27 protein-coding genes are annotated in these 25,956 nt (G+C 66.4%); 14 read left to right on the top strand and 13 right to left on the bottom strand.

Translation table 11 applies throughout. From position 1 onward, the window contains the following. Positions 1 to 144: 144 nt before the first annotated feature. Positions 145 to 612, top strand: coding sequence for a Rieske (2Fe-2S) protein (locus ALTAJ2_RS13595; RefSeq protein WP_007107760.1), 468 nt, complete (start codon positions 145 to 147; stop codon positions 610 to 612). On the opposite strand, the gene ALTAJ2_RS13590 is transcribed toward ALTAJ2_RS13595, so the two are convergent. Continuing rightward, positions 609 to 977 carry a DUF7344 domain-containing protein gene (locus ALTAJ2_RS13590; protein WP_049899649.1) on the bottom strand — a complete coding sequence of 123 codons (369 nt, stop codon included), beginning with the start codon at positions 975 to 977 and terminating at the stop codon, positions 609 to 611. The two genes, ALTAJ2_RS13595 and ALTAJ2_RS13590, sit on opposite strands and share 4 nt — an antisense overlap. A gap of 188 nt (positions 978 to 1,165) precedes the next feature. Next, on the bottom strand, positions 1,166 to 1,456 hold the full coding sequence (locus tag ALTAJ2_RS13585; protein WP_007107758.1) for a transcriptional regulator: 291 nt from the start codon (positions 1,454 to 1,456) through the stop codon (positions 1,166 to 1,168). 150 nt (positions 1,457 to 1,606) lie between these two features. On the opposite strand from ALTAJ2_RS13585, the gene ALTAJ2_RS13580 reads away from it, so the two are divergent. After that, positions 1,607 to 2,581 carry a sugar phosphate nucleotidyltransferase gene (locus ALTAJ2_RS13580; RefSeq protein WP_007107757.1) on the top strand — a complete coding sequence of 325 codons (975 nt, stop codon included), beginning with the start codon at positions 1,607 to 1,609 and terminating at the stop codon, positions 2,579 to 2,581. A 110-nt stretch (positions 2,582 to 2,691) separates the two neighbouring features. Here ALTAJ2_RS13580 and ALTAJ2_RS13575 read toward each other — a convergent pair whose 3' ends face one another. The 3 genes from ALTAJ2_RS13575 to sppA all read right to left on the bottom strand — a co-directional run bounded on the left by ALTAJ2_RS13575 (position 2,692) and on the right by sppA (position 5,941). Further along, the gene (locus tag ALTAJ2_RS13575) at positions 2,692 to 3,417 is read right to left on the bottom strand and encodes a diphthine--ammonia ligase (protein WP_007107756.1); all 726 of its coding nucleotides are present in this window, start codon (positions 3,415 to 3,417) and stop codon (positions 2,692 to 2,694) included. Between the two features lie 49 nt (positions 3,418 to 3,466). Next, entirely contained in the window at positions 3,467 to 4,792 is a 1,326-nt protein-coding gene (locus ALTAJ2_RS13570) for a DUF373 family protein (protein ID WP_049899659.1), read from the bottom strand. 153 nt (positions 4,793 to 4,945) lie between these two features. Then, a complete protein-coding gene (sppA, locus tag ALTAJ2_RS13565) occupies positions 4,946 to 5,941 on the bottom strand; it encodes a signal peptide peptidase SppA (protein ID WP_049899656.1) in 996 nt (331 codons plus the stop codon). Between the two features lie 113 nt (positions 5,942 to 6,054). On the opposite strand from sppA, the gene ALTAJ2_RS13560 reads away from it, so the two are divergent. After that, a complete protein-coding gene (locus tag ALTAJ2_RS13560; RefSeq protein ID WP_007107753.1) occupies positions 6,055 to 6,408 on the top strand; it encodes a hypothetical protein in 354 nt (117 codons plus the stop codon). Between the two features lie 56 nt (positions 6,409 to 6,464). Here the strand turns inward: ALTAJ2_RS13560 and ALTAJ2_RS13555 are convergent, their stop codons facing one another. The 5 genes from ALTAJ2_RS13555 to ALTAJ2_RS13535 all read right to left on the bottom strand — a co-directional run bounded on the left by ALTAJ2_RS13555 (position 6,465) and on the right by ALTAJ2_RS13535 (position 11,687). Continuing rightward, positions 6,465 to 7,838 (bottom strand): carboxylate--amine ligase, encoded by a 1,374-nt coding sequence (locus tag ALTAJ2_RS13555; RefSeq protein ID WP_007107752.1) that lies wholly within the window; start codon positions 7,836 to 7,838, stop codon positions 6,465 to 6,467. 90 nt (positions 7,839 to 7,928) lie between these two features. Next, positions 7,929 to 8,363: a nuclear transport factor 2 family protein gene (locus ALTAJ2_RS13550; protein WP_007107751.1), complete on the bottom strand. Its 435-nt coding sequence runs from the start codon at positions 8,361 to 8,363 to the stop codon at positions 7,929 to 7,931. 208 nt (positions 8,364 to 8,571) lie between these two features. Beyond that, positions 8,572 to 9,453 (bottom strand): coiled-coil protein, encoded by an 882-nt coding sequence (locus ALTAJ2_RS13545; protein ID WP_007107750.1) that lies wholly within the window; start codon positions 9,451 to 9,453, stop codon positions 8,572 to 8,574. 415 nt (positions 9,454 to 9,868) lie between these two features. Next, on the bottom strand, positions 9,869 to 10,951 hold the full coding sequence (locus ALTAJ2_RS13540) for a tubulin/FtsZ family protein (RefSeq protein ID WP_007107748.1): 1,083 nt from the start codon (positions 10,949 to 10,951) through the stop codon (positions 9,869 to 9,871). A gap of 91 nt (positions 10,952 to 11,042) precedes the next feature. Beyond that, positions 11,043 to 11,687 carry a helix-turn-helix domain-containing protein gene (locus ALTAJ2_RS13535; protein WP_007107747.1) on the bottom strand — a complete coding sequence of 215 codons (645 nt, stop codon included), beginning with the start codon at positions 11,685 to 11,687 and terminating at the stop codon, positions 11,043 to 11,045. 87 nt (positions 11,688 to 11,774) lie between these two features. Between ALTAJ2_RS13535 and hutU the strand changes: the two genes are divergently transcribed. Genes hutU through hutH form a run of 4 tightly spaced genes read left to right on the top strand, consistent with a single transcriptional unit; the run spans position 11,775 to position 17,197 of the window. After that, a complete protein-coding gene (hutU, locus tag ALTAJ2_RS13530) occupies positions 11,775 to 13,505 on the top strand; it encodes a urocanate hydratase (protein ID WP_007107746.1) in 1,731 nt (576 codons plus the stop codon). Further along, positions 13,502 to 14,416 (top strand): formimidoylglutamase, encoded by a 915-nt coding sequence (gene hutG, locus ALTAJ2_RS13525; protein WP_007107745.1) that lies wholly within the window; start codon positions 13,502 to 13,504, stop codon positions 14,414 to 14,416. The genes hutU and hutG overlap by 4 nt, the downstream gene beginning before the upstream one ends. Next, positions 14,413 to 15,630, top strand: coding sequence for an imidazolonepropionase (gene hutI, locus ALTAJ2_RS13520; protein WP_007107744.1), 1,218 nt, complete (start codon positions 14,413 to 14,415; stop codon positions 15,628 to 15,630). Before hutG ends, hutI begins: the two co-directional genes overlap by 4 nt. Further along, the gene (gene hutH, locus ALTAJ2_RS13515) at positions 15,623 to 17,197 is read left to right on the top strand and encodes a histidine ammonia-lyase (RefSeq protein WP_007107743.1); all 1,575 of its coding nucleotides are present in this window, start codon (positions 15,623 to 15,625) and stop codon (positions 17,195 to 17,197) included. Before hutI ends, hutH begins: the two co-directional genes overlap by 8 nt. A gap of 180 nt (positions 17,198 to 17,377) precedes the next feature. On the opposite strand, the gene ALTAJ2_RS20450 is transcribed toward hutH, so the two are convergent. After that, positions 17,378 to 17,599 (bottom strand): hypothetical protein, encoded by a 222-nt coding sequence (locus ALTAJ2_RS20450; protein WP_007107742.1) that lies wholly within the window; start codon positions 17,597 to 17,599, stop codon positions 17,378 to 17,380. Positions 17,600 to 18,204: 605 nt separating this feature from the next. On the opposite strand from ALTAJ2_RS20450, the gene arcD reads away from it, so the two are divergent. From arcD to ALTAJ2_RS13485, 4 genes are all read left to right on the top strand, one after another. Further along, positions 18,205 to 19,680 carry an arginine/ornithine antiporter ArcD gene (gene arcD / locus ALTAJ2_RS13500; RefSeq protein ID WP_007107739.1) on the top strand — a complete coding sequence of 492 codons (1,476 nt, stop codon included), beginning with the start codon at positions 18,205 to 18,207 and terminating at the stop codon, positions 19,678 to 19,680. Between the two features lie 139 nt (positions 19,681 to 19,819). Further along, complete coding sequence (locus ALTAJ2_RS13495) at positions 19,820 to 20,245, top strand: DUF5791 family protein (RefSeq protein WP_007107738.1); 426 nt, start codon at positions 19,820 to 19,822, stop codon at positions 20,243 to 20,245. 163 nt (positions 20,246 to 20,408) lie between these two features. Next, positions 20,409 to 21,299, top strand: coding sequence for an SDR family oxidoreductase (locus ALTAJ2_RS13490; RefSeq protein WP_007107737.1), 891 nt, complete (start codon positions 20,409 to 20,411; stop codon positions 21,297 to 21,299). A gap of 149 nt (positions 21,300 to 21,448) precedes the next feature. Beyond that, positions 21,449 to 22,639 (top strand): DHH family phosphoesterase, encoded by a 1,191-nt coding sequence (locus tag ALTAJ2_RS13485; protein WP_007107736.1) that lies wholly within the window; start codon positions 21,449 to 21,451, stop codon positions 22,637 to 22,639. Between the two features lie 16 nt (positions 22,640 to 22,655). Here ALTAJ2_RS13485 and ALTAJ2_RS19790 read toward each other — a convergent pair whose 3' ends face one another. Then, complete coding sequence (locus ALTAJ2_RS19790) at positions 22,656 to 22,826, bottom strand: HVO_0758 family zinc finger protein (protein ID WP_006186405.1); 171 nt, start codon at positions 22,824 to 22,826, stop codon at positions 22,656 to 22,658. 160 nt (positions 22,827 to 22,986) lie between these two features. On the opposite strand from ALTAJ2_RS19790, the gene ALTAJ2_RS13480 reads away from it, so the two are divergent. The 3 genes from ALTAJ2_RS13480 to ALTAJ2_RS13470 are packed head-to-tail and all read left to right on the top strand — an operon-like array spanning position 22,987 to position 25,222. After that, positions 22,987 to 24,129, top strand: coding sequence for a glycosyltransferase family protein (locus ALTAJ2_RS13480; RefSeq protein ID WP_007107735.1), 1,143 nt, complete (start codon positions 22,987 to 22,989; stop codon positions 24,127 to 24,129). Between the two features lie 26 nt (positions 24,130 to 24,155). Then, entirely contained in the window at positions 24,156 to 24,632 is a 477-nt protein-coding gene (locus tag ALTAJ2_RS13475) for a DUF7109 family protein (RefSeq protein WP_007107734.1), read from the top strand. Then, positions 24,629 to 25,222, top strand: coding sequence for an NUDIX hydrolase (locus tag ALTAJ2_RS13470; RefSeq protein ID WP_007107733.1), 594 nt, complete (start codon positions 24,629 to 24,631; stop codon positions 25,220 to 25,222). Before ALTAJ2_RS13475 ends, ALTAJ2_RS13470 begins: the two co-directional genes overlap by 4 nt. Before the next feature lie 13 nt (positions 25,223 to 25,235). Here ALTAJ2_RS13470 and ALTAJ2_RS13465 read toward each other — a convergent pair whose 3' ends face one another. Further along, the gene (locus tag ALTAJ2_RS13465; protein ID WP_007107732.1) at positions 25,236 to 25,706 is read right to left on the bottom strand and encodes an MGMT family protein; all 471 of its coding nucleotides are present in this window, start codon (positions 25,704 to 25,706) and stop codon (positions 25,236 to 25,238) included. Positions 25,707 to 25,956: the final 250 nt, after the last annotated feature.

Genomic DNA, 25,956 nt, shown 5'->3' with positions numbered 1-25,956 from the left:
ATCCCTGTCCTACTGCGCTACTCGACCTTCGGTCTGCGTTGCTCCTTGAGGACGGGGACTTAGCCTGCAAAAGTTAAACTTCAGTCAGACGGCGTGCGCCGGCGGTCGTAACGTTCAGGGCGTCCGACTGGTAACCGGCTGGTGATGGACGCAGGACGGATCACGGCGCTCGCGGACGTTCCCGACGACTCGACGTTCCTCTTTCGTGTCGCCGACGACTCGGGCGACGAACGGGAAGCGATTCTCGTCGCCGACGGGACGGCGGCGACAGACGGTGACGACCGGACGGCTTCGGAGTCGGACCCGAACGCCGACGGGATCGCCTGTTGGTTGAACTACTGTCAGCATCTCACGCACATCAAACTGGACAAGGGCTCGGGTGCACCGATGCGAGACGGCGAACTCGTCTGTGCGAACCACGGTGCGTACTTCGCGGCCGACTCCGGACGCTGTACCTTCGGTCCCTGCGAGGGGGCGTACCTCACCGATCTCGAGGTCACCGTCTCGGACGGCGACGTCTACCTGACCGACGCGGATTACGAGTTCGTCGGTCCCGGGCCGCTCGAGAGCGACGATCTCGACCGGGTATCGACCTCGAACGTGGAGTTCTAGACCGCGTCCGGAGCGACCAGATCCCGTTCCTGATCGTACTCGAGCAGGCCGGCGTCGACGAGCCGCGGCAGGTGGTCGTGGTAGAGCGAGAGATACACTTCTCTGACCCGCTCGGCCGGGATGTTCGTCACCTTGCGCCCCGTTTCGCGGACGGCGACTTCCTCGGCCGCGTCCGGCAGCGTCAGTTCCTCACCGTAGGTCCACATGACGGCAAGCAGCAGGCGGCGGCGCTGGTCGGCCAGGAGTGCGAATGCGCCGTCGAGCGACTCGGTCGACGCGTCGACCCCGTCGTGCCCGTCGAGCCAGTCGAGCACTGCCTGTACGGACTCGGCGCAATTACGCTCCGGGTGAGATCTGGAAGTCATATGTGTTCCGTGGGTTCGAGTCGAACGGCCGCGGCGATGAACGGACGACGGTCGCCGTCGAACGGCCGCGTCGACGCCGTTCGCTCGAGAGTTCGTATCGGGTTCTCGCCTGCGCCGTAAATATTAGTATCGGATTGGAGACTGAATTATCGAGGGTGCTGACAGTCCGTCGGCGATGGCCGTCCGATTCACTCGATGGTGAACGTCGGCTCGTCGACGGACTCGCTCTTACAGTCGGGACACCGCGAAGGGAGGTTCAACAGGTCGTCGTAGTCGTCGAACCCGCAGTCCCGACAGGTCGGCGGCGCGACGAGCAGCCGTTCGTCCGTTCCGTCGACCGACTGGGAGACGTGTTCGACGTGCCGGACCACCGCGTGCGGCGTGAGATCGAACTGGGTCGCGAGTTCGCTCGGCGTCGCCGGCTCGGCACGAAGCGCGTCGGCGAGTTTCTGTCGCGTCGTTTCGTCGGCCTGGCGCATACGTTGGGTCACGCGGGTTTCGCACTTATATTCACGGCAGTACGTCCGTTGATCCGACAGCCGCGTCGCGATTCGACGACCCGGCTGGTGCGGGGTGCGAGCCCCAGTGAAAGGGCAAGTAACTTACCGGCACCAACTGAAGTCAGGGCCATGAAGGCCGTCGTCCTTGCAGGCGGGTACGCGACGCGAATGTGGCCAATTACCAAGCATCGGCCCAAGATGTTCCTCCCGATCGGTGAATCGACCGTCATCGATCGGATCTTTTCGGAACTCGAGGCTGACGATCGGATCGAGGAGGTTTACGTCAGCACGAACAAGCGGTTCGCGCCCGACTTCGAGGCTCACCTCGCCGACAGCGAGTTCGAGAAGCCGCAGCTATCGATCGAAGAGACGACCGAGGAAGACGACAAGTTCGGCGTCGTCGGTGCCCTGGCCCAACTGATCGACCGCGAGAACGTCGACGACGACCTGCTGGTCATCGCCGGCGACAACCTGATCAGCTTCGATATCGCCGAGTTCCTCGACGACTTCGAGCGGCGAGAAGCACCCACGCTCGCCGCCTACGACGTCGGCTCCCGCGAGAAAGCGACGTCCTACGGGCTCGTCGAACTCGAGGGCGACCGCGTCGTCGACTTCCAGGAGAAACCCGACGATCCGAAGAGCACGCTCGTTTCGATCGCCTGCTATGCGTTCCCCCAGGACTCGCTGTCCCTTCTCCCGACCTATCTCGAGGACGGCAACAACCCCGACGAGCCCGGCTGGTTCGTCCAGTGGCTCCAGAACCGCGAAGCCACCTACGCCTTCACGTTCGAGGGCGCGTGGTTCGATATCGGCACTCCCGAGAGCTACCTCGACGCCGTCGCCTGGCACCTAGACGGTGATTCGCTGGTCGCCGACTCCGCGACGCTGGAAGACGCCACGATCGGCGAGAACGTCCACGTCATGGACGGCGTAACGCTGACGGGCACCGATCTCGAGCACACGGTCATCTTCCCGGACGCGACGGTACGCAACGGCGACATTCGGCGCTCGATCATCGATCAGGGGACCCACATCGAGGATCTCGACCTCGCGGGGGCTCTCATCGGTGCCCACACGACGATCACGAACGGATCGAAACGGTAACCTCGCATCGGCGGGGACGCACTGGCATACCGGCGAGCGTCGATCGGTCGTCTCGACGATGGCGGCCAGGATCGGAGCAGTGTGGTCCGTGACGGACGCCGCGAGGACCGTTACTCCAGTCGCGCGTCCGTGACCCGCAATCGTCCCCGCGTCCCCGCCCACTCCGTCTCGTACTCGAGGGCGATCCGGCGGTCCATGTGCGGTCCGTCCACCACGAACGTCTCGAACTCGCCACCCTCGCCCAGAATGTGGACGCCGTACTCCTCGTGGAGGGTCTCGAGGTCCGCGATAGCGTCGCGATCGAGCGTCCGCCCGAGCCACGACTCGTCGAGTCCGTGAGCCGCGACCTGAATGATTTCGATCTCGAAGCCGGCCGCGAGCATCGCGTCGGCCAGTTCCGCGGGGTCTTCCTGCCAGAGCGGAGCGAAGAGATCACAGCCCAGCCGGTCACACATCCCCTGGATGCGGCTCGTCTGATACTCGCTCTCGACGGCTCCGGCCGTGAGACCGGCGATACCGCCCGCGAGGTCGCGATCGAGGTCCGCGAGCGCGGCCTCGAGTGGCTCGAGTTCGGCGTCGCCCTGTGCGCCCGAATCAGTGGCCGCGTCGACCGCGAAGTCGTCGGGTTCGACGTCGAGCAGTTCGATGCCGATGCTCTCGGCGGCCAGCGCGGCCAGTTCCGTTTCGGGAACGTGATACATGTACGAGTCGCCCGCGGGGTGGACGGTGACCAGTCGCTCGACCGGCAGCCCCGCCTCGAGAGCGCGGTACAGCGCCCATGCGGAGTCCTTGCCGCCCGAAAAGAGGCTCACCCACGCACCGTCTGCGTCGCTCATAGTCGGTGGTCGCTCGGCGCGGGTAAATGAATACCGTGTCGGGGACGGGTCACCGGTCCCGATCGTCGCCGTTCGGGTCCGCGTTCGCGTCGGCCCCGCCGTCCGCGAGTTCTTGGTCGCGCCGCTCCGGGATCGCGTCGGTCGCGGCGTCCGCGACTCCATCGGTCTCGGACCCAGGTTCGCGGTCGCCGTCCGTCCCCGCCTGCCCGCCGTTGGCGAGTGCCGTCTCCGAACCGCCGTCGCCCCGTTCGGCGGCCTCGCTCGAGCCGCTAAGGGAGGCCGCGACACGCGCCCCGACGAGGCTCACGAGGATCGCGGTGACGACGAAGAGAGCGAGGCGTTCGCCCGCAGCCATCACGAACCGCTTGTTGGAGACGATGCCGAACTCGTTTGCGGGAACGACGAAGGGGTCGATCACTCCCTGTTGCTCGAGGAAGTACGCCGAGAACCCGCGGACGACCAGCGCGACGGCGAGGACGATAAACGGGAGATTGAGAAAGGAACTCCGGATCGGATCGTCGCCGATCGCCTCGTCGAGCAGTCGGCCGGCGCTGGCGGTCAGCGCGGCCATCGCCAGCCAGGGAATGCTATCGAAGGCGAACCGCGTCGCCGGGATCACCACTCCCGGCGTCTCCCCGAGGTTCGAGACGCCGAGCGCGCCGACGAACAGGCCGACGAACGTCAGCCCCGCGGCGACGACGTAGGTGACGACCGACACCTGCCCGGAGTAGAGCGATTCCTGTGTCTGACGGGCCGCTCGAGCCAGGAGTTCGTCGACGTTGAACCCCTTGTAGAGCAGGAAGAGGCCGATGACGGTGGTGATCGCGGCTGCACCCTGTGCAGGGCCGACCGTCGTCGCGAGCAGCGGGAAGACCAGCAGGGTCAACCCGATCGGAACGAGGACGGTCTGTCGCAGTTCCTCGTCGGCGAGGAACTGCTTGAGCAGGTAGTAGGTCGATTCGATGTCGCGGGCCTGCCGGACGACGACTCGATCGACGGAGTCGACCCGGACGCGGCTCTCGACGATCGGAATCAGCCGTTCGTCCTCCGCGCTATCGGTCACCACGACCGCCGACTCCGGATCGTACTCGGCGATGAGGTCGTCCAGTTGCTCGGCGACCGCTCGATCGGCCGACACCATCGACTCGTGGTCCCCCGAGACGACCGCGACGACGACCTCCTCGTTTTCGTCGCGTAAGTTCTGGGCGACCCGGAGCGACTCGAGCAGGGTGTTGACCCCCGAGTCCTCCGGGTCCGCGAGGCCGACGTCGGTCACGAGCGCGCGGACTGCCTCCCAGCCGACGACGGGCGACCGAAGACCGGTCTTCCGGCCGACATCGTCGGTCCGGTCGAGACAGACGACCAGCGTTGTCACGGTAGGCGATGCATTCTGTGCGACGATAAAACCACTTACTCGTTCGGAGACGGTCGCGGCGATAGCCGATCCGAACCCGTTCGGCCGTCGAACGGTGCTCACACCGGCCGCGACGACCGCAACGATCGCGGCGGCCCCGCGAACGCGTCGAAATCAGCTCCGCAGTCGGAACCCGCGCCCGTCGTCGAGGCCGGCGATTCCGGCACCGAAGGCGTACGCGACCTGCTGGGCACCCGCGCCGACGCGGGCCATCAGCGGCCGTTCGGGCTCGAACTCCTCGACCGTCACCTCGTCGGTGTCGAGGCGGTCGGCGAGTTCGGCCTCGATCTCCCGGCGGGTGCCGAGATGATCGACCAGGTCCATCTCGTGGGCCTCCTCGCCGAGGTAGATCCGGGCCTCGGTGTCCCGGACGAACTCCGAATCGAGATCCCGGCCGTCGCTGACCCGCTCGACGAAGGTATCGTAGTAGTCGTCGATCAAGCCCTGGAGGTACTCGCGTTCCTCCTCCTCGAGTTCCTTCAGCGGAGTGCCGGCGTCCTTGAACTCGCCGGCGGCGAACCGCTCGTAGGAGAGGCCGACCTTCTCGGCGAGGTCGCTGGCGTTGACCCGGGAGCCGATGACGCCGATCGAGCCGACGATCGATCCCTCGCGGGCCCACAGTTCGTCGCAGCCGCTGGCGATCCAGTAGCCCCCACTGGCACAGACGTCAGTCGCGTAGGCGACGGTCGGCCCGTCGAACCGCTCGGCTGCGAGGCGGATGTCGTCGCTGGGGACGACCTCGCCGCCGGGCGTGTTCAGCTTCAGGAGGAGCGCCCGCACGCTCTCGTCCTCGTTCGCCCGATCGATCTGCTCGACGACGTCGTCGGCCGGCGTCGCGCCCGGAGTCGTGGGGAGCGGCCCGCCACCGCCGTCTCGGCTGATCGGCCCCTCGACGGCGACTTCGGCGACGTCGTAGGCCGGATACAGCGAATCGGCGGCGTTGCTCGCAAACCGCAGGCCGACGAGGACGGCTGCGAGCGCGACCAGCACGCCCAACAGGTCCGTCAGCGTCTCCGGGTAGACGATGAACAGGGCGATCGCGACCACCGCGGAGGCGAGCCCACCGAGGACGACCGTCAGGAGTCGATCCATCCCGCCGCTACTGACCACGGACAGCACCTCGAGTCATACCGATACCTGGGAGCGGGTCCCGTTAAGCGTTGACGTTCCGAGAGAAAACGTGTTAGATGGTTTTAACCAACGGCAAACAGTATTACTAATCGATGGACCATCGAAAGAGAGAACTATTCGTCGCAGGCGGCGGGTTGTTCGTCCTCGGAGCGTATGCTGCCATCACCGGTCGATTCGGGAGAATCGAGACGAATATGGACGTTCTCCTCGTTGCGGCCGGTCTCGGAACGGTCAGTGCCGTCACCGGGTGCGCGTGGGATAGCGCGATACTCCGGATGATATTAGCTGCCGTTGGCGGAGGGATCCTCGGTATACTCGTTTCCAGCGGAGCGTGGTTCGAAGTCCTCGGAGCGTTTTTTTCGGGCATCCTTCTTGCCACGGGCGGCAGGTATACGCTCGAGCGGTGGCTCCCGGACTCGTCCTCGAAGTCGATTCCCTCGAGATAACGTGCGAACGCACACTTCGTTCGCGGTCGCAATCGGATACCCGCGGGTCCACTCCGTCAGCGCCGCCTCGAGTCGGACCGGGGCCCGCCATCGGTCTGTGCCGATCGCGTCGGATCGCCGTCCGCAGCCGACCCCGTCTCGGTCGGGTCCGCGCCGTCGCCGCCGATTTCCGTCTCCGTATCGGTCCCGACCTCGACATCCCGCTCGGTTTCGGTTCGCGGCCCCCCGTCGGAGCGGCTCTCGAGCCACGCCCGGACGAGGTTTACGCCGTCCTGGAAGAACGGCACCGGGTCGTCGGCGACCGCGTAATCGAACCGGGGCTGGCGGACGAGCGACGTCGCCACCTCGCGTGCAGCCGTCCCGAGCGACGGCCGGTCGACGAGCGGGTACTCCTCGGTCGCGACGCTGTGGAGGTAACTGAGTTCGCCACGTAACAGATGGCCACCCAGCCCGACCTCGTAGGTCGGCTCCGAGTTGATCGGCTCGTCCATCGCCAACTGCCAGTAGTAGTAGGGGAAGTCGGCTCCCGCCCGAACCGAGAACGGCAGCGACGACCAGAACCGCGGATTGATCTCCATGAGTTTGAACTCGCCGTCCGCGGGGTCGCGCAGGAACTCGACCATGGCGAGCCCGTGCCACTCGAGTTCGCTCAGGAGCGCGCGCCCGGCGGTCTCGAGTTCGGGGATGTGGACCGATTCCCGGTAGGCGCTGGGGCCGCCGCAGTACTTCCAGCCGCGACGCTGGCAGTGCTGGAAGGTCGCGACGGGGTCGCCGCGGTCGTAGAGCGCGAAGAAGCCGAACTCCCGCGAGTCGGCGATCCGTTCCTGAACGAGCGGGGTATGACCGCGTTTCTCGACGACCGCTTGCTCGTCCGGCGGCGTCCCGGGCCGCTGGTACGCCGTCGAACCGATCTCCGCGTCCTCGAACCGTGCCCCGAGATACGTCGGCGACGCCACGGTGTAGCGCGGTTTCACGATCGTCTCACGGCTCCAGTCGGTCCACTGATCGAGGAGTTCGGTCTCGGGCGTACCGACGCCGGCCGTCTCGGCGGCTGCGAAGAGTTCGACGCGGTCCTGCACTCGACGCAGCGTCTCGAAGTCGGGCCACGGCGTCGCGATTTCGTCGGCGAACGCCGCCTTGCGCTTTGCGAGCACGTAGATGTCTTCCTCACGGACTGGAACGATCGTCCGAACGGTCGGGCGTTCGGCGAGCGAGAGCAGCGCATCCCCGTACGCGGCGAGTTCGGTGTCCGGGTCCGGCAGCGTGACGAACTCGTCGCGGTAGGCCGAACTGGCCGCCGGCGTCGACCGTGACTCCGAACCCACGATGGTCCGGATGCCCCGCGGGTGTAGTGAGCGGAGACAGGCAACGGTGCTCGGTGCGTCGATCCCGGGCACGAGCACGCTCGCGTTGTCCCTGTGACGTTGCATAATCGGTAGCTGGGGGGCTTATTGCATTGTTATAGATCGAATAATTCGGGGCGTCGATCGCCGCTCCGGGCTCGATCGGGAGACGCGGCGTTAGGCGTCGAATACGCTCCGCTCGAGCGTGGGGTCCCTGTAGGCCGTCCACCGACGAATCCGCCCGTCTCGAACGGCGAACGCGTGAGCGAACGGGACATCGAAGGCGCGACCGTCGACCGTTCCGACGTAGGCACCCGTTACGATCGTCCGCTCGCCAGCGTCGACGAACCGCTCGGGGAGCGCCTGGAGATGCCCGACCCGTTGCCCCGTCGCCAGCACCACGTTCTCGAGGACCGCGTCGATGCCCGTCTCCGTTCGCCCGGCGCGGTCGCCGGTCGTGGCGTCGGTCCAGACGACGCCAGCCTCGAGTATCGGTGCCAGTTCGTCCGCTCCGTCTCGGCCCGTGACGACGCGGTTGAACGCGGCGTAAAACGCCGTGAGCCGTTCCCGTGTGGCCGTCCGCTCGGCCGCTCGCCGTTCGGTCGGTGTCATGAGTGCGGTGGTATCAAAAACGCGACCGGGCAAAAGAGCGCGATCCGAGTACACGCGGTGAGAACGTCACGAAGTCCATCACGTCAGTCCGGCGACCGGAGAACAATCGCCGGCCGCCTTTCGGGCGTGCCGCGAGGGAGCAGTCGCTGTCCGAACGCTCGAAAACCCCGAAGATTCGGGGAGAGAAATCGCGGTAGACGGAATCGACTTAGAGCAGTCCCGTCTTCTGGAGTTTCATCAGGTCCTCGGTGTCGAGGGTTTCGCCTTCCTTGAACTTCTGATAGATTTCCTCGGCCTCCTCTTTGGCCTCCTCTTTCTTCTTGTCGCGTTCGGACTTGCGCTCCTCTTCTTCCTGCTTGTCCAGTTCGCGCAGGCGCTTCTGGACGCGGACGAAGTCCTCGTGGTGGCGGTCGGCGGCCTCCTGGGCCTCGACGAACTTCTCGTGCATCTCGTCGGCCTCGTCACGGATGTCGTCGGCTTCCCGATAGGCCTCGATCATCTGGTTGTGATGTTCCTGGGCCTTGTCCGCCAGTTCCGTGACCTTCTGGTGGTGCTGGGAGGCTTCCGATCGCACTTCCTCGGCTTCCTCGACGAGTTCCTCGAGATCCTCGTTCTGATCGAGTTTCTGCTTGCGCTCCTCGTACTCCTCGCGCTTGCTCTCGATCTTCTCGATGAGTTCCTTCTCGTCCTCGCTCGAGAGGACCTCGGTCTGCTGTTTGAACTCGAGCTCCTCGATCTCCTCTTCGAGTTCCTCGAGATCCTTCCCCTCGTCGAGCTCCATGTCCGACTTGAGCTGTTCGACCTTGTCGAACAGCTCGTTGGCTTCGGCGTTGAGCTCGTTGCGGCTCTCCTTGTGTTCCTGGACCTGCTCGTTGAGCTCGTCGCGTTTCTCGCGGTGCTCCTGGGCCTCGTCGACCTTCTCGCGAGTCTTCGCGTTGAGGTCGTCGCGCTTGGAAGCCCGGTCGGAGGCCATCTGGTTCAGCTCGTTTCGCCGGTCCCGCAGTTGACCGGCCATTTTGATGAGCTGTCCTTTCGATTTGTTTTCTAGGTCGTCCTCTGTCAGTTCGATGTTCTTCGATTCGTCTACCATGTTAGTCAAACCTCTGTGCCATACCCGCACCGGAGAACCCGTCGGACGGCTACGCGAGTCGGTCGCCGACGGCTCGGCGAGTAACTCGAAAGAAGCCGTTCGACCGTTCGAAGCGACTGCTCACGATCTGCGAAACCTCGGTGAATAAGATTTCCTGTCATCGATCGTCGAGCGATACGCGCCCCGGTGGCGTTCTGGTGACTGGTACTACTGTCCCCTATAATTTAAAGGTACCGGTCACGATACCCCTGAAAACCGTTAGCAGGGGCCTCCTTTCCCCGTGTTGGATCGTGCCACGGCTGCTGTCGGCAATATAAACACGGGTCGGCCAATCGATCGGCGACAGCACCGCTCGTGACGTGACCGCGAGCGAATCGGCGTCGGCGATCCGACGGGTAATCGACTGGTGAACGCGCTAAAAGAGGTTTTCGAGACGATCGTCGGCGAACTCCTCGGCGTGGTCCGTGGCCTCGGCCTCCTGGGCGTCTTTCGCCTCGCGGGCGCGCTCCATGAACGCCTCGATCCGGTCGGAACGCTCCGCACCGCCGAGCAAGACGAGCGCGCCGAGTCGGTCGCTGTCCATGGGGAAGTCACCGCCGCGGACCTGCATGCTCCCGGTTTCGTCCTCGAGCCAGCGGCGGGCGCGCTCGACGCCCTTGCGCGGGATCGCGTCGGACCGGCCGGCAATGACGAGCAGTGCCGAGTCGGCCGTCGTCGCGTCCGGCAGGCTCGTTCCCGTCAACAGCGCCTGTCGAGCGACGCTCATCGTGTTCGTGATGTTCTCGCCGCTGTCCTCGCTGGCGACCTCGGTCGCGTAGCCGAGCGCCGCGACCCCACCCGCGCGAAGGGTGTTGATGACTTCGCTCGAGTCGACGACGCTCTCGCCGACGCCGTTGACGGCCTCGCCGGCGGCAAAGAGCAGGCCGACCCGCTTGGCGATCCGTTCGTTGATCGTCTCGAAGGCGCTCTCGATGCTCTCGCCCTGTTCGTGCCAGGCGTCGTTGTCGATCAGCAGCGTCGAATCGGCCTCCCGGAGGAGCGTCTTCAGGGAGCGGCCAGCGTTGGCCTGATAGAGCGCGCCCTCGTTCCGTCCCGGTAGGATGCCGAGCGCGTAGACAGGGATATCGTAAATCCGCTGGAGGTGATGGACGAGGACCGGCGCGCCGCCGCTCCCGGTGCCGCCGCCGAGGCCGGCGACGACGAAGACGGCTTCGGCCTTCGACGTGACGCGGCCGTCGAGGCCGTCCAGTACTTGCTGGATGTCCGACTGCATCACTTCCGTCCCGAGTTCGTTGTCGGCACCGACGCCGTGCCCGTTCACGCGGTCGGCACCGATCAGTTGCGTCTCGACGAACTGCAGCGACTCGAGGTCGGCTTCCGCCGAGTTGACGGCCAGCGCCCCCTGTACGGCTTCGAAACCCATGTCCGCGTCGAACCGGGCGAGTCGTTCGGTGACGTTGCCGCCAGCCTGGCCGACTCCGATCAGGGCTACTTTCATGCAAGTCACATATGATGGTGGTCTGTTGAAAGTTCCGATCGGGTGAAGGGTTCGGCGGCAGTGAACGGACCCGAGCGCTCGGACGCAGCCCCTACAGGTACGTGGCGAACGCGTCCGCGATCTTTTCCTCGGCGCGTCTGAGGTGGTGGTCGACGGTTCGACGGCTGAGATCCAGCGCGTCCGCGATGTCGGCCGTCGTCGTCCCGCGCGGGATCTCGTAGTACCCCCACTCGTAGGCGGTCAGAAACACCTCGCGCTGGCGGTCGGAGAGCGTCGGCAGAAAGGAGTCGACCGACAGGACCGGCGTCTCGGATCGAACGGTTTGAAGTTCCTTTTTCGACTCGACGGTCACGATCGAGTCGGCCGCGATGTCGCTGTAGAACGCGGTCAGGTTCGACGCGGTGAGCGCGAGGACGCGAACGACCTTCGCCCCGTTCTCGTACCGTAACGGCGGCAAGAGTAGACAATCGTTGGCGGCAAGCGGTGCTTCGATATAGTCGTCCCCGTACTGTTTCAGACACGACTCCGTGATTATCGTCCGGTCACTGCCGTTTTCGATCCGCTGTTGAACGCCGACCTCCGCGGCCACCTGGGCCTCCACGTCGGCTTGCTGGTCCCCGGTCACGTGGAGCAGGTCACAGTGATCGTTACACCACAACTCGATGCTCGTCTCGTTGTTCGCCGTCGAACTCGAGTACGGATCGTCGCTCTCGATCCGAAACACCGCCTTGTACATAGGGCACGTTCGCCCGGTTTACTTAAAAAATATTGGCCAAGCGGAGAGTGACAGGATTTCACGTTCGCTAGCGTGAGAGCTAGACGTATGACACGAGACGACACCGGTCACGAAATCGGCGAGCCGTCGTCGGACTGGCGCGAATACCAGGGATCTCCGACGGGGACCGACATCGAGTGTGAGGGGTGGCGACAGGAGGCCGCCCTGCGAATGCTCAACAACAACCTCGATCCCGAGGTCGCAGAGGAGCCCGAAGACCTCGTCGTCTACGGCGGGACCGGCCGCGCCGCGCGGAGTTGGGACGCGTACGACGCGATCCTCGACGAACTCCGGGGCCTCGACGACGACGAAACGTTGCTCGTCCAGTCCGGGAAACCGGTCGGGCGGTTTCGAACGCACGAACGTGCACCGCGCGTATTGATCGCGAACTCGAACCTCGTCGGTAACTGGGACGACTGGGAACACTTCCACGAACTCGAGTCGAAGGGGCTCATCATGTACGGGCAGATGACCGCCGGCTCGTGGGCCTACATCGGCACGCAGGGGATCATCCAGGGGACCTTCGAGACGCTGGCCGAGGTCGCACGCCAGCACTTCCCCGACCGCGAGGGACTCCGGGGGACCATCACCGCTACTGCTGGCCTCGGCGGGATGGGCGGTGCACAGCCCCTTGCCGTGACGATGAACCATGGCGTCTGTATCGCAGCCGAGGTCGACGAGCGGCGCATCGACCGGCGGCTCGAGACGGACTACTGCATGGAGAAGACCGACGACATCGACGAGGCGATCGAACTGGCCCGCGAGGCTGCGGCGGCCGGCGAACCGCGCTCGATCGCGCTCCACATGAACGCGGCGGAGATGTTCGACGAGTTCCTCGAGCGGGAGTTCGTGCCGGAGATCGTCACCGATCAGACGAGTGCCCACGACGAACTCGAGGGCTACTATCCGAGCGGCTACACCGTCGCCGAGGCCGACGCGCTCCGCGAGTCCGATCCCGAACGGTACGTCGCGGAGAGCCTCGACACGATGGAGCGCCACGTCGAAGGGATTCTGGCGATGCAGGACCGGGGTGCGGTGGCCTTCGAGTACGGGAACAACATCCGTGGCCAGGTCGAAACACACCGCGGGTTGGACACCGCCTTCGACTTCCCGGGGTTCGTGCCGGCGTACGTTCGGCCGTTGTTCTGCCGCGGCAAGGGGCCGTTCCGCTGGGTCGCCCTCTCCGGCGACGAGGCGGACATCCATCGGACCGACGAGGCCGTCAAGGAACTGTTTCCGGACAAAGCGCAACTCCACCGCTGGATCGACCTCGCACAGGAGCAGGTCTCCTTCCAGGGACTTCCCAGCCGCGTCTGCTGGCTGGGCTACCAGGCCGACGACGGGCTGACTGAACGCGCACGGTTCGCGTTGCACATCAACGACCTCGTCGCCGAGGGCGAGATCTCGGCCCCGGTCGTCGTCACGCGCGACCACCTCGATGCGGGCAGCGTCGCCAGCCCGAACCGGGAGACCGAGGCCATGCGCGACGGCTCGGACGCCGTCGCCGACTGGCCGGTGCTCAACGCCTTGCTCAACTGCGCTGCCGGCGCGGACATCGTCAGCGTCCACGACGGCGGCGGCGTGGGGATCGGGAACTCCTTGCACACCAACAACCACGTCGTTCTCGACGGCTCGGACCTCGCCGCACGGAAGGCGCGGCGCGTGTTTACCACCGACCCCGGGATGGGTGTCATCCGCCACGCCGACGCCGGCTACGACGAGGCACTCGATGAGGCCGCAACGTCGGACGTCCACGTGCCGATGCGGGAGGACGAATGAGTTCGTTTATCGACCCACCGACGTGGTCGGGACCGTCGTCGGACCCCGCCGACGAGCAGTTCGGCGACGTCGTTACCGCGACGACGCTCGAGGAGGCCGACGCGTTCGATGCCGTCCTCGTCGGCGAGCCGTACGACGGGGCGGTCATCTCCCGAGCTGGGGCAGCAGCGGGGCCTCGTGCACTCAGAGAGTCGCTGTCGGGGGTGAAGACCCATCACTTCGGGAGCGGTCCCGTCCGGGACGTCGCCGACCTCGGTGACGTGCCGATTCCCGACGGCTCCGTCGCCGACGTCCAGCGGGCGATCCGGGAGCGCACGGCAGCGATACACGAGCGCGAGGCACTGCCGGTGTTCCTCGGCGGTGACAACTCGCTCACCTATCCGAACGTCGCCCCGCTGCTCGCGGACGCCAGCGTCGGCGTCGTCAACATCGACGCCCACCTCGATGTCCGCGAGACGCGGGACGGCCCGACCAGCGGGACGCCCTATCGCCAGTTACACGAGGCCGGGCTGGACGGCTACGCGTGTCTCGGCGCGCGCCATTTCGAGACGAGCACGGCCTACCACGAGTTCGTCCGCGAGCGCGGCGGGGCCGTCGTCACCGCGACGGAGACGGCGGCCGATCCTGCCGGAGCGGTCGAGCGAGCGCTGGCTGCGCTCGAGGGGGTCGACCGGCTCTACTGTAGCGTCGACATCGACGTTCTCGACGCACCCTACTGCGGTGTGAGCGCCCCGACGCCCGGCGGATTGCTGCCACGAGAGGTGTTCGATATCGTCGGTCGCCTCGCGGCCGACGACCGACTCGCCGGCTTCGAGGTCGTCGAATGCGCGCCACCGCTCGACGAGAGCGGCCGCACCGTCGATGCCGCGGCGCGGACCGTCGCACACGCCCTCGCGGGGTGGGCAGCATGACCGATCTCGTCGTTTCCAACGCCGCCCAGCTCGCGACGCCGACCGAGCACGACGCGCTCGAGGTGATCCCGGACGGGGCCGTCGCGATCGACGACGGCGTCGTCGTCGCAACGGGACCGACCGACGAAATCACCCGTGCGTATCCGCCGGAGAACGCAGCGAATAGTATCGATGCGACCGGCCAGACGATACTCCCGGGGTTCGTCGATCCGCACACGCACGCCGTCTTCGGCGGGACCCGTGCCGACGAGTTCACCGCGAAGCTCGAGGGAGCGTCGTATCAGGAGATACTCGAGGACGGCGGTGGCATTCTGCGGACCGTTCGGTCGACGCGCGAGGCGTCCCGTGACCAACTCGTCGAGAACCTCGTGGCACAGCTCGACGTCATGCTCGCCCACGGGACGACGACGGCCGAAGTGAAATCCGGATACGGGCTCGACGTCGAGACCGAACTGAAGTTGCTCGAGGCGATCGCCACGGCGGACGAGCGACACCCGATCGACGTGGTCCCGACGTTTATGGGGGCCCACGCCGTCCCCGAGGGACTGACAGCCGACGACTACGTCGATCGCGTCGTCGAGGAGCAGCTCCCGGCGGTCGCGGCGGCCGACCTCGCCGAGTTCTGTGACGTGTTCTGTGAAGCGGGCGTCTTCTCGGTCGCGCAGTCCCGCCGCGTCCTCGAGGCCGGACAAGAAGCGGGTCTGGCAGCGAAGGTCCACGCCGAGGAGTTCGAGCGACTCGGCGGCTCCCAGCTGGCTGCCTCCCTGGGGGCGACGAGTGCCGATCACCTGTTGCAGGCGACCGACGACGATATCGCCGCGCTCGGCGAGGCAGGCGTCACACCCGTCTTGCTCCCCGGAACGGCGTTCTCGCTTGGAGCCGAGTACGCGGACGCGGCGGCCTTCGAGGCGGCCGACGTACCGGTGGCGATTGCAACGGATTTCAACCCGAACTGCTACTCACAGAGCATGGAGTTCGCTATCGATCTCGCTTGTAACGGCATGCGAATGCGACCGGCCGCGGCGATCCGCAGCGCGACCAGGACCGCCGCCGCCGCCATCGATCGTACGGACGGGACCGGGACGCTGTGCGAGGGCGCACCGGGCGATCTGGTCGTCGCGAACGTCGACGACTACCAGCATCTCCCGTACAATTTCGGCGTGTCGACCGTTCGAACCGTCGTAAAAGGCGGCGAGGTGGTCCACCGTGAGTGACCACGCCGTCGTCGTCGACGGGAGCTCGCTCACGCCGGCGGGCGTCGAACGCGTCGCCCGCGAGGGAGCCACCGTCTCGGTTCCCGAATCGGCACGGCAACGAGTCCGTGCGTCCCGCGAGCGGATCGTCGACATCGTCGACTCCGGACAGGCCGTGTACGGCGTCAACACCGGGTTCGGCGAACTCGTGCAGGAACGGATTCCAGGCGACGAGATCGAAGCCCTCCAGCACAACCTCGTCCGAAGCCACGCCGCGGGCACCGGTCGGGACCTCGAGCAGCCGGAGATCCGGGCGATGCTCGTGACGCGGCTCAACGCGCTCGTCGCGGGATACAGCGGCGTCCGCGAACGCGTCGTCGATCTCCTCGTCGGCATGCTCAACAACGGCGTCCACCCCGTCGTAAAGGCCAAGGGAAGTCTGGGTGCGAGCGGCGACCTCGCGCCTCTCGCACACCTCGCACTCGTCGTCATCGGGGAGGGCGAGGCGCTTGTCGACGGCGACCGCCTCGCCGGCGACGAAGCGCTGGCCCGTGTCGGCCTCGAGCCGCTCGATCTCCGGCCGAAGGAGGGGTTGGCACTGATCAACGGGACGCAGCTAACCGTCGCGATCGGCGCACTCGTCGTCCGCGATGCCGAGCGGGCGATGCGGATGGCGGACGTCGCCGGGGCGATGACGACGGAAGCGACGATGAGCACCACGGCGAGCGCCCACGCCAGCATCCAGCGCGTCCGCCCGCATCAGGGGCAGGCCACGAGCGCGGAGAACATCCGCCGGCTGACGCGCGACTCCGAAATCGTCGAATCCCACCGGAACTGCGACCGGGTCCAAGACGCCTACTCGATCCGGTGTCTCCCGCAAGTTCACGGGGCCGTCCGCGACGCGATTCGGCACCTCCGGTCGGCCATCGAGACGGAACTCAACAGTGCGACGGACAACCCGCTCGTCTTCCCCGCCGACGAGGCCGACGACCGAGCGAGCGGCACCGATCGGGCGGCGGTGCTGTCCGGCGGTAACTTCCACGGCCAGCCGCTCGCGTTGCGGCTGGATTACGTGACGAGCGCCCTCGCGAACCTGGCGTCGATCGCGGAACGGCGGATCGATCGGCTGCTCAATCCGAACGTCCAGGAGCCGCACTTACCGCCGTTCCTGACCGCCGACAGCGGCCTCAAGTCGGGCTACATGATCGCCCAGTATACGGCCGCGGACCTCGTCAGCACGATCCAGACGCAGGGCCGCCCGTCGACGGACAGCGTTCCGGTGAGCGGCAACCAGGAGGATCACGTGAGCATGAGCGCCCAGAGCGCTCACGTCGCCAGCGACGCCGTCGATCGGACGATACGCGTGGTCGGCATCGAACTGGCCTGTGCCGCCCAGGCGCTCGACTTCGTCGACGACCGCGTTCCCGGCGTCGGGACGCGGGCCGCCCACCGAACCATCCGCGACCACGTCCCGCACCTCGAGACGGATCGCCCCATCCACCACGACATCGAGACGATGGCGGACCTGATCCGTTCCGACGAGTTGCTCGCGACCATCGAACGGGACCTCGACGACGGCGTGGCGTGAGATCAGCGGCGCTCCCGTCGGGCGTGTCCATCGAACGCCGTCCCGCCGAACCATGCGTTTCGACGCTTGTTTTTCCTGTTTTGGAGAGGGTGTCATAGAAGTCTTCACACAGTATTGAGTACACCCCTCACGATAGTGGAAGAGCCGATACGAGGTGTGCAAACCTATCGAGACGCCCGATTAGCAACAATCGCTTTCGTCGGGGATCCACTCACAGGTATCGCCCGTTGTGCGATTGTTCTCGTCGATGTACGCCGACAGGCAAGCATAGTTACAGAAGTACATAGGCGATCCACAGTTGTCGTCACAGTCGCGTACACAAATCGGGTCGTGGTCGAAAATCCGCGAGCCACAGTACGTACACGTCTCGTCCGCGTCGGGTGTTGCGACGGTCGTGGACATATCCACGCTATGAGATGGGCAACGGAAAGCGTTTCGTGAGGTGGTCGCCGAGTAGACCGCCTGTACTTATCGAATCGGGATACCTCCATCGCAGGTATGCGAACTGTTCTATGACACTCTCGTTTTGGAGCGCGGTCGCGAGTACGGTGACGCGGTTCGGACGCTTTCGTGTGCCGACTGCAACGCCACTCGAGCCGATGCCGCCGACAGTCTGCGGACACGGACTGTCACTCGGCGCGATGGCGAGCGCGGAACGGAAACCGATATACAACCGGACTGGGTTCGTCGGGACGAACGCGCCACACTGACAGCCGGTACATAAATAGTTGACCGTATGGAAACCAGTACTACTTGGACTGAACCACGAGTGTTGTTTACATGGTAGCGAGCATCACCCACCCGACGCGCGCCCAGCATCGCACCGAGACACCGAGACGACGGATACCCCGGCTCGAGACGGGATCGTCCACGAGACGGCCCGACCGCGTGGACGCCGTTCCGGACGCGGGGGGCACTGCCGACACCGATCGATCGGCCACACGTCGACAGCGGTTCCCGTCGTCGGTTCGACTCGATCGTGACCGGATCGGGCACGAGGTGACCCGATGGTAGCGCTCGAGCCGCAACTGTTCGAGGATATCGATCCCAAGGAACGGCCGTCGTTGCTTGCGGCGCTCGTCCCCGTCGTGGCGATGCTCGGATTCCTCAGCGTCGGGATCGTCTTGCTCGAGTTGGATCCGCAGTTCCCGCTCCTCTGGGGGATCGCGTTTACCGGGCTGTTCGCCCGGTACCACCTCGGCCTGTCGTGGGCAGACCAGTACGACGGAATTACCGATAGCCTCCTCATGGGGATGCAGGTCATCCTCATCATGTTCGTCGTCTATGCGCTTATCGCCACGTGGATTCAGGCGGGGACGATTCCGGGGCTGATGTACTACGGGCTCGAACTGCTCACACCGGCAATCTTCCTGCCGATGACCGCGATCCTCGCGGCGCTCGTCACGTTCGCCGTCGGCTCCTCGTGGACGACCGCGGGGACGCTCGGCGTCGCGTTCATCGGTATCGGGGCCGGACTCGGCATTCCGATGCCGATGACAGCCGGCGCGATTCTGACCGGCGCATACACCGGTGACAAGCAGTCCCCGCTCTCGGACACGACGAACCTCGCCGCTGCCGTGACGAACACCGACCTCTACGATCACATCAACGCGATGCGGTTCGGGACGCTCATCGCGTTTAGCCTCTCCGTCGCGCTCTACGCCATCCTCGGCCTCCGTGCCTCCGGGACGATTCCCGCCGGACGGATCGCGGAGATCCAGGGTGCCATTCAGGGCACGTACGTCGTGACACCGCTCGTTTTCGTGCCCTTGGTGTTGACGTTCGGACTGGCTATCTACGGCCTGCCGGCGCTGCCGGCGCTCGGCGTCGGCGTGTTCGCCGGCGTCCTCACCTCCGTCGGCATCCAGGGGACCGGGTTCGCCGCGGCGTGGACCGTCGCACAGTCCGGAACGGCTCCCGAGACCGGGATGGAACTGGTAAGCGGGTTGCTCCAGAGCGACGGCCTACTCGGCGGCGCGTGGATCGTTACGATCGCGATCGCCGCGCTCTCGCTCGGGGGGTTACTCGAGCGCGCTGGCGTGCTCGCGGTTCTCGCACACCACCTCGGCCGACTGAGCCGTGGCGAGGCGAGCCTCACCGGCGTCACCGTCCTCTCCGCGATCTCGATGAACGTCCTCGCGGCCGAACAGTACATCAGCATCGTCGTCCCAGGGATGTCCCTTCGAAACCTCTACCGCGAACAGGGACTGAAGATGGAGAACCTCTCGCGTGCCGTCGAAGCATCGGGCACGACGACCGCGGTCCTCATCCCGTGGTCGAGCGGCGGCCTGTTCATGGCCGGAACGCTGGGCGTCCCGACGCTGTCGTACGCGCCGTACTACTTCTTCGGCTTCCTGTCGCCACTCGTGCTCCTCTGTATGGGCGTGACCGGCTGGCAGATAACGTCCGAGACGCGAGCGGAGCCCCGTGAGACCGCATCGACGACCGGCGAAACGACGGCCGTCACGGGCGGCGACGAGTAACGCCGGTCGTAGGGTCGAATCGGCCCACCGACCGGCCGCCACCCGTCGTCGATACGGAGCATCGGTCGCCCGGGGACGGCGGCACGTGACCAACGGGAATGTCACAATCCCTTTCTACGCCATTCCCGTCCCTTCGCATATGTTCTACGACCAGCGGATGACCGTTCCCGACTCGCCCGCCGACCTCCGGGCCGAGTACGAGGCCGATTTCGCAACGATCGTCGACGATCGCGGCACCGAGGCCGTCGCCGACGAAACCGACCTCGAGCGAGAGACGCTCGAGGCGGTGGCCGCGGGCGAGTCGCCCGCGTTGACCCTCGAGCAGGCCGCCCGAATCCAGTCGCTCGAGGAGGGGACACCGGACCCGGAGACGATCGTGACGATGGCGCTCGAGCACCTGCTACTGGGCATGTCGACGGCGGTCCTCGATGTCGACGCGGTCGAGAGTCACCTCGAGATCGACCTGGACGCAAAGGAAATCCATCAGAAGATCGAAGGGCGAGCGCCAATGTCGTTCGGGGAGTTCGTCCACATCCAGTACGTGATCGCGGACGGCGCGCCCTGACTCCGGAGAAGGGCCGGCCCGCTGAATCACTCTCCGTCGGCTGCGTCGCCGTCCACGGATACGTTCACCGGCCAGCCGGCGATTCGGGCGACGATTCACGGTGCAAGACACGGAACGTCGCCTCGAGCGGTGAAATTATGTAGAGCCGGCCACGAGTCGAGCTATGAAGGTTACAATTCTCGGCTGTGGGTACGTCGGCATCGAGCTCGGCCGACAACTCGCCTCGCGAGGCCACGAGCCGATCGGCGTCCGCCGATCCGAGGAGGGCGTCGAGCGGATCGACGCCGCCGGCTTCGAGGGGGTGCGGGCGGACATCACCGATCGGGACGCGCTCGCAGCGGTTCCCGACGGCGACGCGATCGTCTTCGCCGCGAGCAGCGGGGGACGAGGTGCCGAGGCCGCCCGGGACGTGTACGTCGACGGGTTACGAACGGCGATCGAGACGTTCGGGGAACGCGAGACCACACCCGACAGACTCGTGTACACCTCCTCGACCGGCGTCCACGGCGACCACGACGGCGACTGGGTGGACGAGGAGACGCCGCTCGAGCCCACCACCGAGAAGACGGAGGTGCTCGCCGAGGCCGAGCGGATCGCCCTCGAACTGCCGGCGAAATACGGCTTCGACGGCACCGTGGCGCGCTACGCCGGGCTGTACGGCCCCGACCGCTACCGACTCGAGCGCTACCTCGACGGCCCCGTCACCGAGGGCTATCTGAACATGGTCCACCGGGACGACGCCGCCGGCGCAGTTCGCTCCCTGCTCGAGGGGAGTCTCGCTCGCGGCGAGGTCGTTCAGGTGGTCGACGACGAGCCGGTCTCGAAGTGGGCGTTCGCGGATTGGCTGGCCGACGAGTGTAACGTCGAGCGGCCGCCGAAGCGGACGAAAGCCGACCGACTGGCGGACGACGATCTCTCCGAGGCGGGCCGTCGCCGGATCCTGACGAGCAAGCGCTGTTCGAACGAGAAGCTCCGAGCGCTTGGCTACGAGTTCGCCTTCCCCACGTACCGCGAGGGGTACCGTGACGCGATCGAGACCTATCGGAACGGTTGATACGTTCGGCGTCCGCCCGATCCAAAGCCTTCGATCGGCGTGTAAGCCGTTTCAGTGGCCCGATACCGACGGATTAGTTAGCTGAGTATTCCCGCCGTGACCCGGGGAATCGGGGGAAATTTCTTGGTGGTTCGATTTGATCACTCGATATGAGCTATCGGAGCGTCCCGATCGACGGTCCCGTCGTCGGGGCGACCCCGCTTGTAACCGAGTCGCTTGCCGACTCGATCCGGTCCCTCGAGCCGCTCGTTCTCTCGCTTCTCGTTCTCGCCGTCGTCGGCCTCGTCCTCGGTGGGTGGTGGGTGGTTCGCTGGTTCCGTCGTCCGCCGGGTGCACGTCTTCGACGCATGCTCGCCGCACACGACGAGGTGACGGTGTTGATGCATCCGAATCCCGATCCGGACGCGATGTCGTGTGCGATGGGCGTCGCGCGGATCGCTGACTCGGTCGAGACCGACGCGACGCTGCAGTACTCCGGCGAGATCCGCCATCAGGAGAACCGCGCGTTCCGGACCGTCCTCGATCTGGACCTCGAGTCCATCGAGGCGAGTTCCCAACTCGCCACCGACCCGGTCGTCCTGGTCGATCACAACACGCCGCGGGGCTTTACCGGTGCCCAGACCGTCGAACCGATCGCGGTCGTCGACCACCACCCCGGCAACGGAGCCGGGACGCAGTTCACCGACGTCCGGACCGACTACGGCGCGGCGTCGACGATCATCGTCGAGTACTTGACGGATATCGACGCGTCGATGGCCGACGAGGACGGCTCGGGCGACGTTCAGGTCTCGCCGGAGCTCGCGACGGGGCTACTCTACGGCATCCAGTCCGACACGAACCACTTGACCAACGGCTGCTCCCGGGCCGAGTTCGATGCCTGCGCCGCGCTGTTCTCGGGGATCGACGAGGACCTGCTCGACCGGATCGCCAACCCGCAGGTCAGCGACGACGTCTTGCAGGTCAAGGCGACGGCGATCACCGAAAAGCGAATCGAGGGTCCCTTCGCGGTCTGTGACGTGGGCGAGATCGGTAATGTCGACGCGATTCCCCAGGCCGCGGACGAGCTCATGCATCTCGAGGGCGTCACGGCCGTCGTCGTCTACGGCGAACACGACGGGACGATCCACCTCTCCGGCCGGTCGCGCGACGACCGGGTTCACATGGGCGAGACACTGCGCCACGCCATCAGCGATATCCCGATGGCCAGCGCCGGCGGCCACGCGCGGATGGGCGGCGGTCAGCTCTCGGTCGACCACATGAACGGGATCGGCCCCTCCGACGGGATCAGCCGCGCGGAGTTCGAGGAGCGACTCTTTTCCGCGATGGCGGGCGAGCGCTAGCCGGCCGCGCTCCCGCCTAGCGGATCTCCTTCCACTCCGCGCCGCAGTCCGGACAGATGCGAACCGTCTTGATCTCGTCCGGGTCGTTTTCGGTCTTCAGCGGCTTCTTGCACTCGCCACAGACGAGCCGATCGTAGGTATCCTTCTCGAGGTCGCCGGCGCGAAGCGCCTTCCGGACTGAGTTCATGTTCGCCCTGTAGGCAGGAGGGGAAGAAAAAGACCGGTGCTTTAGCCGGTCTCGACTCGGCTCGGCGTTCGGTGACGACCGCGCCCTCGATCCGGTCCCGCCGACGGGGTATCTGGCCGCATCCGTGGCCGTTTTACCGGTCCGCTCGAAGACCCCACCGATGGAGTACGTCCAGGAGCGGATCGCCACGCTCCACGAGTTCGGCGACGGGGACGCGGGGATGGGTGGCGACCTCGCCCGCGAAGCTGCCGCCGCGGTCGCCGACACGGCCGTCGTCGTCCCGATGACCGGCCGCGAGCACGAGAGCCCCGCCGCCGAGCGCGTCCTCGCGGAACTCGAGCGCCTCGAGCCGGCACCCGCGGCGGTTTTCGTCCCCGTTCGGGCCGACGCCGACCGAATCGGACCGTTTCGGGACTGGCTCGGTTCGTTCGCACTGCCGACACGGGTCCTGTGGTGTAACGCGCCGGATGTCGATGCCGTGCTCGCCGACGCCGGGTTGGACGGCGGGTTCGGAAAGGGACGGGACGTCTGGCTCGCCCTCGGACCCGCCGCGGACGTCGCCGACGCAGTCGTCGTCCACGACGCCGACGCGCGCAGCTACGAGGCCGCACACGTCCAGCGCCTGCTCGCACCGCTGACGATGGACTTCGACTTTGCGAAGGGATACTACGCGCGCGTCGAAGGCGACCGGCTCTACGGGCGGCTCTGCCGACTGTTCTACGAACCGTTGCTGCGAGCCCTGGCCGACGCCAACGACGCGCCGATCGTCGACTACCTCGGTGCGTTCCGGTACGCGCTCGCCGGCGAGTTCGCCGCGAGTGCCCGCCTTGCCCGGCGGCTTCGCGCGCCGCGTGCGTGGGGGCTCGAGGTCGGCACGCTCGGCGATGCCTACGAGATCGCCGGCTTCGACGGCTCCGCACAGGTCGACCTCGGTCGCCACGAACACGACCACCGCGCGGTCGCCGGCGACACCGGACTCGAGGGGATGAGCCGAGAAGTGGCGGCTACCCTCCTGGGGGTGGTAGAAGAGCACGGCGTCGACCCCGCGTACGAGACCCTCCCCGAGCGATACCGAGCCGCCGGTGACGAGTTGATCGACCAGTACCGCGCCGACGCGGCGTTCAACGGTCTGGCGTACGACCCCGCGGACGAGCGGGACCAGATGTCGCGCTACGCCGACTCGATCGCACCGCCGGGGCCGGACACGCGCCTGCCGCGGTGGACCGACGCCCCGTTCGATCCGGCCGACGTGCTCGCGGCCGCCCGCCCCTGGCGGGAGCGCCGCGTTGGCTCGCAAGACTAATCCCGCCATCGGCCGTTGGGCAGCGTATGGACGCGACCGCCGACGAACTGGCCGGCGTGGTCGACCTCTTCGGCGGGTTGACCCGTGGGGAACTCGAGCGGGCGCTCGCCGAGGCCGCCTACCGGGCCGACGGACGGACCGTCGAGGACGCGGCCCTCACGGCGGCCATCGACGAGGCACTCGAGTCGTTCGCGCTCGTTCGGTACGCCCCCGACGCGGACGGCGAGGCGTTGCTAATCGCCGGCCCGACGGCGTTTCCGACGGTGCCGGAGCACGCGGAGGACGTCCCACACATCCTCGATATCGAGCCGCGAGCCCCCGATCGCGAGGCGCTGGGGGAGACGGTCCGCGAACGCGTGCTCGAGGCCGCCGAGGAGGCCGTCGCCGCGGGCGAGACGGAGCGGATCGAGACCTTGATCGACGTGAGCTACGACGTCGAGGCGTGGGCACCGGTCGATCTCACGGACGAACGACGGCGGTTGGAGGACGCGCTCGAGGAATGACGGACCGGAGACTGCTGCTCGATCCGGTCGCGAACTACGAGCCGACCGAGATCGGCGACCAGGAGTACGACGCGGCCGTCCTCGCGCCGGTCGTCGACCGCGACGGCGAGGACGCCCTGCTCTTTACCCGGCGAGCCGACCACCTCGGCGAACACCCCGGCCAGATGAGCTTTCCCGGGGGCGGCGCGGAGCCCGAAGACGAGACGATCCTCGAGACGGCGCTCCGGGAGGCCAACGAGGAGATCGGCCTCGAGCGACGCGAAGCCGAAGTGGTCGGGCAACTCGACGACATTCGGACCGTCACCGAGTACGCCGTGACGCCGTTCGTCGCCCACGTCCCCGATCGGGAGTACGTCCGCGACGAGAGCGAAGTCGCCGAGATCGTCGTCCTCCCGCTGTCGGGGCTGCTCGATCCGGATAACTACGAGTACGAGCGTCGCTCTCATCCCTACTACGGCGAGATCGTCATCCACTACTTCCGCGTGAACGGCTACACCGTCTGGGGTGCGACCGGCCGGATTCTGGTCCAACTGCTCGAGCTGGCGACCGAGTTCGAAGCGCCGGAAACGGTCGACCGGTCGGGGTTTTGAGACTGACCGCCGGTTACAGTCCCTCGAGCGATCGCAGTTTCTGTTCGACGTCCGGCGGCGCGGCGCTCGGGCCGTCGCGCACGCGGTGATCCGGGAGCAAAAGCGGCGCGGGGTTCTCGGCGAGTGCGGTCCGGACGAGAATGATGTCGTCCTCGTCCTCGTGATCGAGCCCGGACGTCATCCGGGCGAGCGTCTCGACGGAGATCTGGTCGCCGTAGGGAATCCCCTGGACCCCTTCGAGGACCGCCCGCCGGTCGGTCGGCATGGTCATCGCGACCTGTACGTCCTCGAAGGTGATCTCCTCGAGGCCGTCGAGGTAGTCGAAGATCCGATCGAGAACGGGATGGTCGTCCTCGGCGTCGTCGTCTGGACTGTCCGGAAACGAAACGCTCAGCACCCGTCCGCTGGCGACACCGAGCTGGACGTACCGGTCGAGATACGGCGATTCCCGCGCGTAGATTCCAGCGTCCGTAACGTCCTCCATAGCTATCCGTAGCCCGTCGGGACTTGAATAGCCGCCGGTCCGGCGTCGCCCGTGCGGCGGATCAGCCTCCGACGCCGTCGGGATCGCAGCGACTCCGAGGGGCGTCGCTGCATGCCCACGTCGAAAGCGTACGGTCGTCCCTCTCGCCGGCCGAGCCGTCGAAGACATCGTGGTTACGGTCGCGACCGATGCTGAGCCGATCGCGGCGTGACGGCGGAGCCGCTTCCGATGGTTCTTGGCGTCTGAGAAC

The sequence above is a fragment of the Natrinema altunense genome (assembly GCF_000731985.1).
GTDB classification, from domain to species: Archaea; Halobacteriota; Halobacteria; order Halobacteriales; family Natrialbaceae; genus Natrinema; species Natrinema altunense.
This window is presented reverse-complemented; position numbering and strand designations above follow the sequence as displayed.

What these genes read in the sequence shown, in the direction of transcription:
- ALTAJ2_RS19790 (WP_006186405.1), bottom strand. Translation starts at nt 22,826, where the DNA reads ATGAACTCAGTCCGGAAGGCGCTTCGCGCCGGCGACCTCGAGAAGGAT.
- ALTAJ2_RS13475 (WP_007107734.1), top strand. Translation starts at nt 24,156, where the DNA reads ATGGACGCGACCGCCGACGAACTGGCCGGCGTGGTCGACCTCTTCGGC.
- ALTAJ2_RS13550 (WP_007107751.1), bottom strand. Translation starts at nt 8,363, where the DNA reads ATGACACCGACCGAACGGCGAGCGGCCGAGCGGACGGCCACACGGGAA.
- arcD (WP_007107739.1), top strand. Translation starts at nt 18,205, where the DNA reads ATGGTAGCGCTCGAGCCGCAACTGTTCGAGGATATCGATCCCAAGGAA.
- ALTAJ2_RS13560 (WP_007107753.1), top strand. Translation starts at nt 6,055, where the DNA reads ATGGACCATCGAAAGAGAGAACTATTCGTCGCAGGCGGCGGGTTGTTC.
- hutG (WP_007107745.1), top strand. Translation starts at nt 13,502, where the DNA reads ATGAGTTCGTTTATCGACCCACCGACGTGGTCGGGACCGTCGTCGGAC.
- ALTAJ2_RS13545 (WP_007107750.1), bottom strand. Translation starts at nt 9,453, where the DNA reads ATGGTAGACGAATCGAAGAACATCGAACTGACAGAGGACGACCTAGAA.
- ALTAJ2_RS13470 (WP_007107733.1), top strand. Translation starts at nt 24,629, where the DNA reads ATGACGGACCGGAGACTGCTGCTCGATCCGGTCGCGAACTACGAGCCG.
- ALTAJ2_RS13585 (WP_007107758.1), bottom strand. Translation starts at nt 1,456, where the DNA reads ATGCGCCAGGCCGACGAAACGACGCGACAGAAACTCGCCGACGCGCTT.
- ALTAJ2_RS20450 (WP_007107742.1), bottom strand. Translation starts at nt 17,599, where the DNA reads ATGTCCACGACCGTCGCAACACCCGACGCGGACGAGACGTGTACGTAC.
- ALTAJ2_RS13485 (WP_007107736.1), top strand. Translation starts at nt 21,449, where the DNA reads ATGAGCTATCGGAGCGTCCCGATCGACGGTCCCGTCGTCGGGGCGACC.
- ALTAJ2_RS13495 (WP_007107738.1), top strand. Translation starts at nt 19,820, where the DNA reads ATGTTCTACGACCAGCGGATGACCGTTCCCGACTCGCCCGCCGACCTC.
- ALTAJ2_RS13540 (WP_007107748.1), bottom strand. Translation starts at nt 10,951, where the DNA reads ATGAAAGTAGCCCTGATCGGAGTCGGCCAGGCTGGCGGCAACGTCACC.
- ALTAJ2_RS13580 (WP_007107757.1), top strand. Translation starts at nt 1,607, where the DNA reads ATGAAGGCCGTCGTCCTTGCAGGCGGGTACGCGACGCGAATGTGGCCA.
- hutI (WP_007107744.1), top strand. Translation starts at nt 14,413, where the DNA reads ATGACCGATCTCGTCGTTTCCAACGCCGCCCAGCTCGCGACGCCGACC.
- hutU (WP_007107746.1), top strand. Translation starts at nt 11,775, where the DNA reads ATGACACGAGACGACACCGGTCACGAAATCGGCGAGCCGTCGTCGGAC.
- ALTAJ2_RS13590 (WP_049899649.1), bottom strand. Translation starts at nt 977, where the DNA reads ATGACTTCCAGATCTCACCCGGAGCGTAATTGCGCCGAGTCCGTACAG.
- ALTAJ2_RS13535 (WP_007107747.1), bottom strand. Translation starts at nt 11,687, where the DNA reads ATGTACAAGGCGGTGTTTCGGATCGAGAGCGACGATCCGTACTCGAGT.
- ALTAJ2_RS13490 (WP_007107737.1), top strand. Translation starts at nt 20,409, where the DNA reads ATGAAGGTTACAATTCTCGGCTGTGGGTACGTCGGCATCGAGCTCGGC.
- ALTAJ2_RS13555 (WP_007107752.1), bottom strand. Translation starts at nt 7,838, where the DNA reads ATGCAACGTCACAGGGACAACGCGAGCGTGCTCGTGCCCGGGATCGAC.
- ALTAJ2_RS13480 (WP_007107735.1), top strand. Translation starts at nt 22,987, where the DNA reads ATGGAGTACGTCCAGGAGCGGATCGCCACGCTCCACGAGTTCGGCGAC.
- ALTAJ2_RS13595 (WP_007107760.1), top strand. Translation starts at nt 145, where the DNA reads ATGGACGCAGGACGGATCACGGCGCTCGCGGACGTTCCCGACGACTCG.
- ALTAJ2_RS13575 (WP_007107756.1), bottom strand. Translation starts at nt 3,417, where the DNA reads ATGAGCGACGCAGACGGTGCGTGGGTGAGCCTCTTTTCGGGCGGCAAG.
- ALTAJ2_RS13465 (WP_007107732.1), bottom strand. Translation starts at nt 25,706, where the DNA reads ATGGAGGACGTTACGGACGCTGGAATCTACGCGCGGGAATCGCCGTAT.